This is a genomic window from Streptomyces radicis (genome assembly GCF_003626575.1).
Taxonomy (GTDB): Bacteria; Actinomycetota; Actinomycetes; order Streptomycetales; family Streptomycetaceae; genus Streptomyces; species Streptomyces radicis.
Map to the genome: position 1 here is coordinate 150,476 of NZ_RBDY01000011.1, position 14,206 is coordinate 164,681.

The following is a 14,206-nucleotide window of genomic DNA, read 5'->3' on the forward strand; positions in this document are numbered from 1 at the left end:
CGCCCCCTTGTGAAGACCCGCGAAGGAGTACCGATGTCGAACAACGAGAACAAGCTCCGCGAATACCTCAACCGCGTCACCGCCGACTTCACCCAGGTGCGCCGCCGCCTGCGCGAGATGGAGGCCAGGGACCAGGAGCCGATCGCCATCGTCGGCATGGCCTGCCGCCTGCCGGGCGACGTCTCCTCGCCCGATGACCTGTGGCGGCTGGTCGACGAGGGGCGCGACGGCATCACTCCGTTCCCCGATGACCGCGGCTGGGACACCGACATCTACGACCCCGACCCGGACGCGCACGGCAAGACCTATGTCGTCGAGGGCGGGTTCGTGCACGACGCCGCCGACTTCGACCCCGAGTTCTTCGGCATCTCGCCGCGCGAGGCGCTGGCCATGGACCCGCAGCAGCGGCTGCTGCTCGAAGCCTCGTGGGAGGCCGTCGAACGCGCCGGGATCGCGCCGACCTCCCTGCGCGGCACGCGCACCGGCGTGTTCGCCGGGGCCGTCGGCTCCGACTATGTCAGCCGCCTCGACTCGGTGCCCGAGGAGATCGAGGGCTTCCTCGTCACCGGCACCATGAACGCCGTCGTCTCGGGCCGCATCTCCTATGTCCTCGGCCTCGAGGGCCCGGCCGTCACGATCGACACCGCCTGCTCGTCCTCGCTCGTGGCCACCCACCTCGGCGTCCAGGCCCTGCGCCTGGGCGAGTGCGACTACGCCCTCGCGGGGGGCGTGAGCGTGCTGTCCACCCCCGCCGGGTTCATCGGCTTCAGCCGCCAGCGCGGCCTCGCGCCCGACGGCCGCTGCAAGTCGTTCGCCGCCGCGGCCGACGGCACGAGCTGGGCCGAGGGCGTAGGCGTCCTGCTGCTCGAACGCCTCTCCGACGCCCGCCGCAACGGCCACCCCGTCCACGCGGTCATCCGCGGCTCCGCCACCAACCAGGACGGCGCGAGCAACGGCCTGAGCGCCCCCAACGAGCTGGCCCAGCGGCGCGTCATCGAGCAGGCCCTCGCCAACGCCCGCCTCACCGCAGCCGACATCGACGCCGTCGAGGCGCACGGCACCGGCACGACGCTCGGCGACCCGATCGAGGCCCAGGCGCTGCTGGCCACCTACGGCCAGGGCCGCGACCCCGAACGCCCGCTGTGGCTGGGCTCGGTGAAGTCCAACATCGGCCACTCAGGGGCCTGCGCGGGTGTCGCGAGCCTGATCAAGACCGCCATGGCGCTGCGCGCCGGGGTGCTGCCGAAGACCCTGCACGTGGACGAGCCCGCGCCGCACGTCAACTGGTCGGCAGGCAACGTGGAGTTGCTGACCGAGGCCCGCCCGTGGGAGGCCGATGGCCGCCCGCGCCGCGCCGCCGTGTCGTCGTTCGGCATCTCGGGCACCAACGCCCACGTCATCCTGGAGCAGGCACCCGCCGAGGCCGCCGAGCCCGCCTCGGGGGTCGTCCCAGGCGACGGCGCCCTGTCGGGGTCCGCGGTCGTGCCCTGGCTGGTGTCGGCCAGGACGGCCGAGGCGCTCGCGGCCCAGGCCGGACGGCTCGCCGCGTCCCCCTCCGTCGTCAAGGCGGAGGCCGTCGACGTCGGTTGGTCCCTTCAGTCGTCGCGCGCGGTCTTCGACCACCGCGCGGTGGTGTGGGGCGCCGAGACGGGCGAACTCGCCGCCGCGCTCGACGCGTTGGCCACCGGGGGCACCGCGCCCAACCTGGTATCCGGGGTGTCGGGCGGCGGCCGGGGCGTGGCGTTCGTCTTCCCCGGCCAGGGCTCGCAGTGGCTCGGGATGGGCCGCGAACTCCTGGCGTCCTCACCGGTGTTCGCCGCGCGGATGGCCGAGTGCGGCCGCGCGCTCGCGCTGTACGCCGACTGGTCGCTCGCCGACGTCCTCGCGGGCGACGACGACGCGTGGCTCGAACGCGTGGACATCGTGCAGCCCGTGCTGTGGGCGGTCATGGTGTCGCTGGCCGCCGTGTGGGAGGGCTTCGGGCTCACCCCCACCGCGGTGATCGGCCACTCCCAGGGCGAGATCGCCGCCGCCGTGGTCGCGGGCGCGCTCTCGCTCGAGGACGGCGCACGGGTCGTCGCGCTGCGCTCCGCCGCCATCCGCGAGGAGCTCGCGGGCCGCGGCGGGATGCTGTCCCTGGCCGCGGGCGGCGACCAACTCGCCGAGTGGCTCGCGCCGTTCGATGACCGGGCGTGGGTCGCGGTGTACAACGGGCCGTTCGCCGCCGTCGTGGCGGGCGAGCCCGCGGCGCTTGACGAGATCGCCGCCACCGCCGAGGCCGCGGGGGTGCGGGCGCGCAGGGTCCCCGTGGACTACGCCTCCCACACCCCGCACGTGGAGGACATCCGCGAGCGGCTGCTCAAGGCGCTCGCCGACGTCTCGCCCCAGCCCTCCCGCGTCCCGCTCATCTCCACGGTCACCGGCGACGTGCTCGACACCTCCACGATGGACGCCGACTACTGGTACACCAACCTCAGGCAGCCCGTGCGGTTCACGGACGCCGTCACCACCGCGCTGGCGACGCCCCTCACGCGCTTCGTCGAGGTCAGCGCGCACCCCGTGCTCACCATGGGCGTCCAGGACATCGCCGAGGCCGAGGGCAGGACGGCGACGGTGGTCGGCACGCTGCGCCGCCAGGAGGACGAGAACGCCCGGCTGATCGCCAACGCCGCCGAGCTGTGGACCGGGGGCGCGCCCATCGACTGGACCGCGGTCTTCGCCGGGCGCACCGTCGTCCGCGCCGACCTGCCCAGCTACGCGTTCCAGCGGCGGCGCTACTGGCTCGACGGCGTCGCCAGGGCCGGGGACGCCACCGGGCTCGGCCTCGCCGCCGTCGAGCATCCGCTGCTTGGCGCCGCGACGACCCTGGCGACCGACGGCGGGCTCGTCCTGACCGGCAGGCTCTCGCCCCGCACCCACCCCTGGCTCGCGGACCACGCCGTCGCGGGAACGGTCCTCTTCCCCGGCACCGGCTTCGTCGAACTCGCCATCCACGCGGGCGACCACGCGGGCTCATCGCACCTGCGCGAGCTGGCCATCCAGGCGCCGCTCGTCCTGCCCGCCGACGGCGCCGCGCACCTCCAGGTCGTGGTCGGCGCCCCCGACGGCAACGGGCAGCGCGATGTGTCGATCCACTCCCGCCCGGCCGACGGCGAGCCCGACGGGCCCTGGACCCAGCACGCCGAGGGCGTGCTCGCCGCCGGGACCCCGGCGCCCGCCCCCGCCCCCGCCGCGGACCTGACGGCCTGGCCGCCGCCGGGCGCCGAGGCCGTCGACGTGTCCGGCTTCTACGAGGCCGCCGCCGCGGCGGGCTATGGCTACGGCCCGGCGTTCCAGGGCCTCGTGGCCGCCTGGCGCGGCGCCGACGCCGTGTACGCCGAGGTCGTCCTGCCCGAGGGCGCGCGCGCCGACGCGGGCGCCTACGGCGTGCACCCCGCGCTGCTCGACGCGGCCCTGCACGTCAACGGCTATCTCCCGGGCAGCAGCGCCGACACCCTCAAGCTGCCGTTCGCGTGGACCGGCGTCTCCCTGCACGCCGCCGGGGCCCAGCGGCTCCGCGTGCGCGTCGCCGCTTCGGGCGACGACGCGCTGGCCGTCGACGTGGCCGACGCGACCGGCGGGCCCGTCGCCCGCGTCGAGTCGCTGGTGATGCGCCCGGTCACCGCACGGCAGTTGAGCGCCGCGGGCGCGGCCGAGCAGGACAGCCTCTTCCGGCTCACCTGGACGCCCGCCCCCTGCGAACGCGACGAGGTGCGGCACGCCACTTGGGCCGTGGTGGGCGGCGACCCGTTCGGCCTCGCCCCCGCGATCGAGCGCGCGGGCCTCGCGGCCGACACCTACGCCGACGTGGAGGAGGTCTGCTCGGTCCTGGAGTGGGGCGTGCCCACCCCCGAGGTCGCGCTCATCGCGCCCGCCGTGCCGTTCGCCACCGACGGCGTCGCCGAGGCCGCCAAGTACCTGACGTCAGAGCTGCTCGGCGTCGTGCAGCGCTGGCTCGGCGAGGAACGCCTCGCCGACTCGCGGCTCGTGGTGGTCACCAGGGGCGCGGTCGCCGCCGGTGGCGACGAGGACGTGGCGGACCTGGCCGCCGCCCCCGCGTGGGGCCTGCTCAGGTCCGCGTACCTGGAACACCCGGGGCGTTTCCTGCTGGTGGACCTCGACCCCGCCGAGGACCCCGCCGACGAGGGCGGCGACGCGACCGCCGACCTGCTGGGCGCGGCCATCGCCACCGCCATCGAGACCGACGAGTGGCAGATCGTGCTGCGCGGCGGGGAGATGCTGGTGCCGCGCCTGCTGCGGGCCGCCGATGGCGAGGCCCTGGCGCCGCCGCCGGGCGAGCGCGCCTGGCGCCTCGACACCACGGGCTCGGGCTCGTTGGAGGGCCTGGCGCTGCTGCCCGCGCCCGAGGCGGCCGCGCCGCTCGGCGAGGGCCAGGTGCGGGTCGCCGTCAGGGCGGCCGGGCTCAACTTCCGCGATGTGCTCATCAGCCTCGGCATGTACCCCGACCGCGCGCTGATGGGCACCGAGGCCGCGGGCGTGGTCGTCGACGTCGGCGAGGGTGTCGGCCAACTCGCCGTCGGCGACCGGGTGATGGGCTTTGTCACCGGAGGGCTCGGCCCCCTGGTGATCTCGGACGAACGCGTCCTCGCGCGGATTCCCGAGGGGTGGTCGTTCGAACGCGCCGCCTCGGTGCCCGTGGTGTTCCTGACGGCGTTCTTCGGCCTCTTCGACCTCGGCGGCCTCAAGGCCGGGGAGTCGGTGCTGGTGCATGCCGGTGCGGGTGGTGTGGGGATGGCGGCGGTGCAGTTGGCGCGGAACGCGGGGGCGGAGGTGTTCGCGACGGCCAGTCCGGGGAAGTGGGACGCGCTGCGTGAACTGGGCCTGGACGACGCGCACATCGCCTCCTCGCGTGATCTCGACTTCAGGGAGAAGTTCCTGGCCACGACCGAGGGTCGTGGCGTGGACGTCGTGTTGAACTCGCTGGCGCGGGAGTTCGTGGACGCCTCCCTCGAACTCCTGCCGCGCGGCGGCCGGTTCCTGGAGATGGGCAAGACCGACATCCGCGACCCCGAGCGCGTCGCCCGGGACCACCCCGGCGTCACCTACCACCCCTACACCCCCGACGAGGGCGGCCTCGACCGGACCGGCGAGATCCTGCGCACCGTGCTCGACCTCCACGAGCGGGGTGCCCTGGGTGCTCTGCCGGTGCGGGTGTGGGATGTGCGGCGGGCGGTGGAGGCGTTCCGTTTCATGAGTCAGGCGCGTCATGTGGGCAAGCTGGTGTTCCGGATGCCTCCCGCGCTCGACCCCGCGGGGACGGTGTTGATCACGGGTGGTACGGGGACGTTGGGTGCGTTGTTGGCCCGTCATCTGGTGGTGGAGCACGGGGTGCGGCATCTGCTGCTGACGAGTCGTTCGGGTGATCGGGCCCCCGGTGTGGCCGAACTGGTGGGTGAGCTGGGGGAGTTGGGTGCGTCGGCGGATGTGGTGGCGTGTGACGCGGCCGATCGGGGGCGTCTTGCCGAGGTGCTTGACGCCGTTCCTGCGGATCGTCCGTTGACGGGTGTGGTGCACGCGGCCGGTGTGCTGGCGGATGGCGTGCTCACGTCGTTGACACCGGAGCAACTGGCCCGTGTGTGGGGGCCGAAGGTGGAGGCGGCTGTCAACCTCCATGAGCTGACCAAGGACCTCGACCTCGGCCTCTTCGCCCTCTACTCGTCCCTCTCCGGCCTCTTCGGCAGCCCGGGCCAGGCCAACTACGCGGCCACCAACGTCTTCCTCGACGCCCTCGCCCACCACCGCCGCGCCACCGGGCTCCCCGCCCTGTCGCTCAACTGGGGCCTGTGGGCCGAGGCGAGCGGCATGACCGGGCACCTGGGCGACCGCGGCCAGTCCCGGATCACCCAGCGCGGCCTGCCCTCGCTCTCCAACAAGCAGGGCCTCGCCCTCTTCGACCGGGCGCTGCCCCTCGACGAGGCCATGCTGCTCGCCAGCCCGATCGACCTCAGGGCCATGCGCGCGCAGGCCGCGTCCGGCGGGGTGCCCGCGCTGCTGCGCGCCCTCGTGCGCGCCCCCGCGCGCGCGGTCGCCGAGTCCACCGGCGGCGCCGAAGGCCCCACGCTGGCCCAGCGGCTCGCCGGGCTCGCCGGGGCGCAGCGGGAACGGCTCGTGCTCGACCTGGTGCGCGGCCATGTCGCGGCCGTGCTCGGCCACGCGGACCCCGAGGCCATCGACGCCGAACGGCCGTTCAAGGAGCTGGGGTTCGACTCGTTGATCGCCGTGGAGCTGCGGAACAGGCTCAACGCCGCCACCGGGCTCCGACTGCCCGCCACCCTCGTCTTCGACCTGCCCACGCCCGCGGCCCTCGCCGAGCACATCCGCGCCGAGGTGACCGTCGAGGGTGAGGAGGCGGCCGCGGCCCCCTCGTTGGCGGGCGAGCTCGACAGGCTCGAGGCGATCATCTCATCGGCCACCGCCGACGACATCGCCCGCAACCGCATGACCGACCGCCTTCGGGCCCTGCTCGCCGGCCTCGACGGCACCGCGGCGACCGCCGAGGCGGCGGACGACGACCTCGACCACGCGACCGACGACGAGCTGTTCGACCTCCTCGACGGGGAGTTGGACGCCCAGTGACCGGCCGCGCCCCTTCGCCCCCACGCCCGGAACCACGCCGAGCCCGGATGGATGACGCCCGATGAATCCCCCGACCAAGCCCTCGACCAACGCCCCGACCAACGCCCCGACCGACCAGGAGCAGAAGCTCCGCGACTACCTCAGGCGGGCCACCACCGACCTGCGCCAGGCCAGGCGCCGCGTGAAGCAGCTCGAGGAGCGGCCGCCGATCGCGATCGTCGGCATGGCCTGCCGCTACCCGGGCGGCATCACCACGCCCGAGGACCTGTGGCACACGGTCGCCGAGGGCCTTGACATGACCTCGCCGCTCCCCGAGGACCGCGACTGGGACCTCACCGGGCTCGGCGGCGCCACCCATGTCGCGGGCGGCGGATTCCTCACCTCCGTCGGCGACTTCGACGCGGAGTTCTTCGGCATCCCCGCGCCCGAGGCCGCCGCCATGGACCCGCAGCAGCGGCTCCTGCTCGAGATCGCGTGGGAGGCCGTCGAGCGCGCGGGCATCGACCCGACGTCCCTGCGCGGCAGCCAGACCGGCGTCTTCGCGGGCACCGCGCCTTCGGAGTACCTCACGACGCCAGGCGGCGTTCCCGAGGGGTACGAGATCCACGTCGGCGTCGGCAACATGATCAGCCTGATCTCGGGCCGCGTCGCCTACACCCTGGGCCTCGAAGGCCCCGCGGTCACGGTGGACACGGCGTGCTCGGCGTCGCTCGTGGCCCTCCACCTCGCCATGCAGGCGCTGCGCGGCGGCGAGTGCTCGCTCGCGCTGGTGGGCGGCGTGAAGGTGATGGCGTCGCCGACGACCCTGATCGAGTTCGGCCGCCAGGGCGTCCTGGCCCCCGACGGCCGGTGCAAGTCGTTCGCCGCGGCGGCCGAGGGCTTCGGCCTCGCCGAGGGCGCGGGGATGCTCGTCGTCGAGCGGCTGCCCGACGCCCTCCGCAACGGCCACCGCGTCCTCGGCGTCGTCCGCGGCTCCGCCGTGAACCAGGGCGGCGCGTCCAACGGCCTCACCCCGCTCAACGGGCCGTCGCAGCGGCAGATGATCCGGCAGGCCCTGGCAGGCGCGGGCCTGGCCGCGTCCGACGTGGACGCCGTCGAGGCGCACGGCACGGGCACCCCGCTCGGCGACCCGATCGAGGCCCAGGCGCTCGTGGACATCTACGGCCAGGACCGCGGCGACCGCGGCCCGCTGTGGCTCGGCTCGGTGAAGTCCAACCTCGGCCACACCCAGGCCGCGGGCGGCATCGCGGGCGTGATGAAGATGCTCATGGCCATGCGCCACGGGGTGCTGCCCAAGACCCTGCACGTGGACGCGCCCGCCCCGCACGTGGACTGGTCGGCGGGCGACGTGGAGCTGCTGACCGAGCAGCGCGAGTGGGCCGCCGCCCCCGACAGGCCGCGGCGCGCTGCCGTCTCGTCGTTCGGGATCTCCGGCACCAACGCGCATGTCATCCTCGAGGAGGCGCCAGCCGAGGCCGCGGAGCCGCCGCCCCTCGAGGTCGGGGGCGAGGGCGGCCTGCCGGGCCGTCGCGCGGTGCCCTGGCTGGTGTCCGCCCGCTCGGCGAAGGCGCTCGCCGCCCAGGCCGAACGGCTGGCCGCCGCCCCGTCCGTCGCCGCGGCCGATCCCGTCGACGTGGGCTGGTCCCTGCTGTCGTCCCGCGCGGCGCTCGACCACCGCGCGGTGGTGTGGGGCACCGAGACGGGCGAACTCGCCGCCGGGCTCAAGGCGTTGGCGACCGGCGGCACGGCGCCCCACCTGGTGACCGGGGCCCAGGGCGGCGGCCGTGGCGTGGCGTTCGTCCTCCCCGGCGGGGGCGCGCACCGCGTGGGCCGCGAACTCCTCGCCTCCACACCGGCGTTCGCCGCGCGGATCGCCGCGTGCGAGGCCGCGCTCGCGCCGCACGCCGACTGGTCGCTGTCCCGGGTGCTCGCGGGGGAGGACGACGCCACCGCCCAACGGGCCGACGTCGCACGGGTGTCGCGATGGGCGGTGTCCCTGGCGCTCGCCGCGGTGTGGGAGGCGCTCGGCGTCGCGCCCGCCGCCGTGGTGGCCCATGGCGAGGGGGAGTTCGCCGCCGCCGTGGTCGCGGGCGCCCTCTCCCTCGACGACGCCGCGGGGGCCGTGGCGCGCGGCGAGGCCGTCGAGGGCCTGGCCACCCGCCCCTCCGAGGTGCCGCTGATCCTCGGCGCGAGCCTCGCCGACGCCGTCACCGACGCGCTCGGCCAGGGCCATACGCGCCTGGTCGAGGTGGGCTCCCACCCCGCGGCGACCCAGGCGATCCAGGGGGCCGTCCGAGGTGCGGCGACGGGCAGGCCCGTCACCGTGGTCGGCACCCAGGACGGGGATGTCGACGCCGCACTCCTCGCCGGGGCCGCCCGCCTGTGGGTCTCCGGCACGGCCGTCGACTGGTCGTCGTTCTACGCCGGGCGCACCGTTCGCCGCGCCGAGCTGCCCACCTACGCGTTCCAGCGGCGGCGCCACTGGCTCCAGAGCGGCCAGGCCACCGGGCCGGGCGACGACGCCGCGTCCGACTCGCTCGGCGCGCTGTTCGCCACGGCCCGCCGCGAGGGCAGGCTCGACCAGGTCGCCCCGGCCCTCCAGGCCGTCGCCGCGCTCAGGCCCTCGTACTCCTCGCCCGACGAGCTGCCCGAGCCCCCGGCGCTCACCGATCTCGTGCGAGGCCCCGACGCCCCCCGCCTGATCTGCCTGCCGCCGCTCTCCTGGCGCCCCGGCGCCCACCACTTCGCCGCGTTCGCCTCGGAGTTCACCGACCGGCGCGCCGTCTCCGCGCTGGCGCTGCCCGGCTTCCGCCCCGGCGAGCCGCTGCCCGAAGACCCCGGCGCGCTCGTGGCCGCCCTGGCCCTGGCCGTCCAACGGGCCGTAGCGGACGAGCCGTTCGCGCTGCTCGGCCACGCGGGAGGCGCCACGGTCGCCGCCGCCCTCGCCCGGCACCTCGAGGACGCGGGAACGCCACCAGCCGGGCTCGCGCTGCTCGACCCCGCCGGTCCGGGGGCCGCCGAGGGGCTTGGCCCCGAGCCACGCGCGGGCGAGGCCAGGGGTGACAGCTGGGTGACGGCCCGCGCCCGCTATCTGTCGTTCGGCCTCGGCCCCGCCGAGGTGGCGGCGCCCACGCTGCTGGTGCGGCCCGCCGAGCCCGGGGGCGCAGGGGCGCAGTGGCCCCTCCCGCACACCGCCGTTGACGTACCGGGCGACCCGTCGACGCTGATGGAGGGCCACACGGCGATCGGCACCGCACGCGCCGTCGACGCGTGGCTCGCGGGGTTGACGCCGGATGCCTGACCGCCACGACGAACGACCGACACACACCGAGAAGGGGCCCCAACGTGCTTGATTTCGCCGGAGGAACCGCGTTCGTCACCGGCGGCGCCCAGGGCATCGGCCTGGGCATCGCCCGCGCCCTCGCCAGGGAGGGCATGCGGCTCGCGCTCGCGGACATCGACGAGGCCGCGCTGGCCACGGCCGCGGCCGAGCTGGCCTCGACGACCAAGGTCGAGACCTTCGTCCTCGACGTCACCGACCGCGACGCCTTCGCCCGCGCCGCCGACGCGGCCGAGGACCGGCTCGGCCCGGTCACACTGCTCTGCAACAACGCCGGAGTGGGCGGCAACTACCCGGTCCCGGCGATGAGTTACCCGTTGTGGGACCTCTTCTTCGGCGTCAACCTCGGCGGCGTCATCCATGGCATCCAGACCTTTCTGCCCCGCATGGTCGAACGCGGCACGCCCGCCCACATCGCCAACACCGCCGCCCAGGCCGGGCTCGCCCCCATGGGCGGCGAGACGGGCTACATGTACGAGGGCGCCAAGGCGGGCGTGATCGGCCTGTCCGAGGGGCTGGCCAAGCAGCTGGAGCACGAGGGACTTCCCATCGGCCTCTCCGTCCTCAGCCCAGGGCCCGTGGCCACCGACATGGTCGCCCACAGCCAGGCCGCGAGCGGCGCGCTGTCCACGGGCCCGCTCAGCGACGCGCAGGCGGAGGAGCGGGCCGGGAAGCAGACGCAGCAGGAGTCGTTCCTGCGCCTGGCGGGCCTTTCCCCCGACGCCGTCGGGACCATGCTCGTCGAGGGCGTCAGGGCCGGGAAGCTGCACATCATCACCGACCGCACCATCGCCCCCCAACTGGCCGCCAGGTCACGGGCGTTGTTCTCCGCGCTGCCCGCGGAGACCGAGCACGACAGGACCGTGGGCCAGTACACGGCCATGCAGATGCGGAAGTTCGCGGCGTCCCGGCGACCGCCCACCCGTTGACGCACCCCCTCTCGAACCGACCGAGCGAACCGACCGAGCGACCCAGGAGCGCGCCGCATGACACACCACGAGCAGGCCCCCATCGCGGTCGTCGGCATGGCCTGCCGCCTCCCGGGGGCCACCACCCCCGCGGAGTTCTGGCGGCTGCTGCGCGAGGGCGTCGACGCCGTCGGGGAGATCCCCGAGGCCCGCCGCCCGCACGCGGAGGGCCTGACACACGCCGCCCTCCTGGACCGCGTCGACGCCTTCGACCCCGAGTTCTTCGGCATCTCCCCACGGGAGGCCGCCGCGACGGACCCCCAGCACCGGCTCATGCTCGAGCTGGCCTGGGAGGCACTGGAGAACGCCGGGATCGTCCCCGCCGACCTGCGCGAGAGCGACACCGCCGTGTTCGCCTCGGCCATCTGGGACGACTACGCCGAACTGACCGCGCGGCGCGGGGAGTCGGCCCTCACCCACCACACGTTCGCGGGCACCCGCCGCGCCATGCTCGCCAACCGCGTCTCCTACGCCCTGCGCCTCACCGGGCCGAGCCTGACCGTGGACACCGGGCAGTCCTCCTCGCTCGTCGCCGTCCACCTCGCGTGCGAGAGCCTGCGCCGCGGCGAGGCCACCACCGCGCTCGTCGGCGGCGTCAACCTCCTGCTGGCGCCGGGGTCGAGCGCCACATCGGCCCGCATGGGCGCGCTGTCCCCGACCGGCCGCTGCCACACGTTCGACGCCGAGGCCGACGGCTATGTCCGCGGCGAGGGCGGCGCCGTGCTCGTGCTCAAGCCGCTCGCCCAGGCCAGGGCCGACGGCGACCCGGTGCACGGCGTGATCCTGGGCAGCGCCGTCAACAACGACGGCGGCGGCGACTCGCTCGCCGCGCCCCGCCGCGCGACCCAGGAGGAGGTGCTGCGCCGCGCCCACCGCGCCGCGGGCACCGACCCGGCCGACGTCCAGTACGTCGAGCTGCACGGCACGGGAACGCCCACGGGCGACCCGGTCGAGGCGGCGGCCCTCGGCGCGGTCGTCGGCGCCGCCCACCCCGCGGACGCGCCCCTGCGGGTCGGCTCGGCCAAGACCAACGTCGGCCACCTCGAGGGCGCCGCGGGCATCGTCGGCCTGCTCAAGACGGTGCTGAGCCTCCGGCACCGCGAGCTGCCGCCCAGCCTCCACCACCGCGCGCCCCACCCCGACATCCCGCTCGACGCCCTCGGCCTGCGCGTTCACACCGCCCCCGGCCCCTGGCCCGACCCGGAACGCCAACTGCTCGCCGGCGTCTCGTCGTTCGGCCTCGGCGGCACCAACTGCCATGTGGTGGTGGCCGAGCCCGGGCCCGCGGAGGACGACGAAGGCGCCGAACGTCCGAACACCGCCGCCGACGCCGTTCTGCCCTGGACGCTCTCGGGGCGCGACGCCGCGGCGCTGCGCGCGCAGGCCGAACGCCTCCACCGCGACCTCGTGGACCACCCCGGCGCCACCCCCGCGGACATCGGCCTCTCGCTTGCCACCACCCGCACCGCGTTCCCCCACCGCGCCGTCCTCGTCGGCGCGGGGCGGGACCGGCTGCTCGACGCCCTCGCCGCGCTCGCCCACGACGAGCCCGCCGCCGACCTGGTGGCGGGCGTGGCCCGCGCGGACCGCGGACCGGTGTTCGTCTTCCCGGGCCAGGGCGGCCAGTGGACCGGGATGGCCGTCGAACTCGCCGAGCGCGCCCCCGTCTTCGCCGCCGCGCTCGACGACTGCGCCCGGGCGCTCGGCCGTTGGACCGACTGGGACCTCAGGACCGAGCTGTCCGGCGACCTCGCCCGCGTCGACGTCGTCCAACCCGCCCTGTGGGCCGTCATGGTGGCGCTCGCGCGGCTCTGGGAGTCCTACGGCGTCACGCCCGCCGCCGTGGTGGGCCACTCCCAGGGCGAGATCGCCGCCGCCGTCGTCGCGGGGGCGCTCTCCCTCGACGACGGCGCCGCGGTGGTGGCGCTGCGCAGCCGCCTCATCGCCGGGCGGCTCGCGGGCCTCGGCGGCATGGCGTCGGTGGCGATGCCCGCCGACGAGCTGGAGAAGCGGCTCGGCGAGTGGGGCGGCGGGCTCTCCGTGGCCGCCGTCAACAGCCCGTCGTCGACCGTCGTCGCCGGGGACCCGGGGGCGCTCGACGCCCTGACGGCCCAGCTCGAGGCCGAGGGAACGCGCGTGCGCCGCGTCCCCGTCGACTACGCGTCCCACTCCGCCCAGGTCGACGTCATCGGGCCCGAACTCGCCGCGGCGCTCGGCGACATCACCCCGCGCCGCGGCCGCGTGCCGCTCCACTCCACCGTGACGGGCGAGCCCCTCGAAGGGCCCGAGCTCGACGCCGCCTACTGGGTCGCCAACCTGCGCCGCACCGTCAGGTTCTCCGACGCCGTGCGCGCCCTGGTGGAGCGCGGACACACCACGTTCGTCGAGGTGGGGCCGCACCCCGTGCTGTGCTCGAGCGTCGTCGAGACCGCCGACGCCATCGGCGTCGAGGCCACCGCGACCGGCAGCCTCCGCCGCGACGACGGCGGCCCGCGGCGCTTCCTCACCGGCGTGGGGCAGGCGTGGGCCTGGGGGGTCCAGGTGGCGTGGCGGGCGGCGTTCGAAGGGCTCGGCGCGCGGCGCGTGGAGCTGCCGCCCTACGCGTTCCGGCGCGGCGCCCACTGGCTGCCGCCCGGCGACGCGGTGCCCAAGGAGACGCCCCGAAGGCCAACGCCGGAAGCCCCGTCGAACGACCCGATCGCCGCTCCGCGCGCCCTCGACGACCTCGCGCGGCACACGCCCGAGCGGCGCCGCCGCCGGGTCCTCGACCTGGTGAGCCGCCACACCGCCGCCGTCCTCGGCCACGCGGACGCCGGGCGCGTCGCCGCGGACACGACGTTCAAGGACGCGGGCTTCGACTCGCACATGTCCGTCGAGCTGCGCGACCGCCTCAACGCCGCGACCGGCGCCGCCCTGCCCACCGCCGTCATCTACCAGCACCCCACGCCAGGACAGCTGGCGGGCCACCTGCACGGGGAGCTGTTCGCGGCGGACGAGGGCCCCTCGGCGACGGGCGTCCTGCGCGACCTCGACCGGCTGCGCGACGACCTGCTCGCGCTCCCCGAAGCCCCGGGCGACCGCGCGGCCGTCGCCTCCCGACTCCGGGCGCTGCTCGGCGAGTTCGAGGCAACGGCGCCGGCGACGGAGACATCCCCCGTGGCCTGGGACGGGACACCGGGCGACGGAGCCGGGCCCCTCGTGGACGACGCGATGTTCGCCCTGATCGAGGAGGAGCTGCGCACGGAGTAGCCCCTGCCGGGCC

The 14,206-nt window shown here is 75.7% G+C and carries 3 protein-coding genes and 1 pseudogene; all 4 read left to right on the top strand.

The annotated features are described in order from the left end of the window. The first annotated feature begins 9 nt into the window (after nucleotides 1–9). The 4 genes and pseudogenes from D7318_RS16840 to D7318_RS16855 all read left to right on the top strand — a co-directional run bounded on the left by D7318_RS16840 (nucleotide 10) and on the right by D7318_RS16855 (nucleotide 14,193). On the top strand, nucleotides 10–6,636 hold the full coding sequence (locus tag D7318_RS16840; protein WP_408055498.1) for an SDR family NAD(P)-dependent oxidoreductase: 6,627 nt from the start codon (nucleotides 10–12) through the stop codon (nucleotides 6,634–6,636). Nucleotides 6,637–6,697: 61 nt separating this feature from the next. Continuing rightward, nucleotides 6,698–9,625, top strand: a pseudogene (locus D7318_RS32875) (type I polyketide synthase); the annotation flags it as partial. 356 nt (nucleotides 9,626–9,981) lie between these two features. Further along, on the top strand, nucleotides 9,982–10,905 hold the full coding sequence (locus D7318_RS16850; protein ID WP_120697922.1) for an SDR family NAD(P)-dependent oxidoreductase: 924 nt from the start codon (nucleotides 9,982–9,984) through the stop codon (nucleotides 10,903–10,905). Nucleotides 10,906–10,962: 57 nt separating this feature from the next. Next, the gene (locus D7318_RS16855) at nucleotides 10,963–14,193 is read left to right on the top strand and encodes a type I polyketide synthase (RefSeq protein ID WP_120697923.1); all 3,231 of its coding nucleotides are present in this window, start codon (nucleotides 10,963–10,965) and stop codon (nucleotides 14,191–14,193) included. Nucleotides 14,194–14,206 lie beyond the last annotated feature (13 nt).

Bases quoted from the DNA above. Each gene is read 5' to 3' on its own strand.
- D7318_RS16855 (WP_120697923.1), top strand. From the start codon at position 10,963: ATGACACACCACGAGCAGGCCCCCATCGCGGTCGTCGGCATGGCCTGC.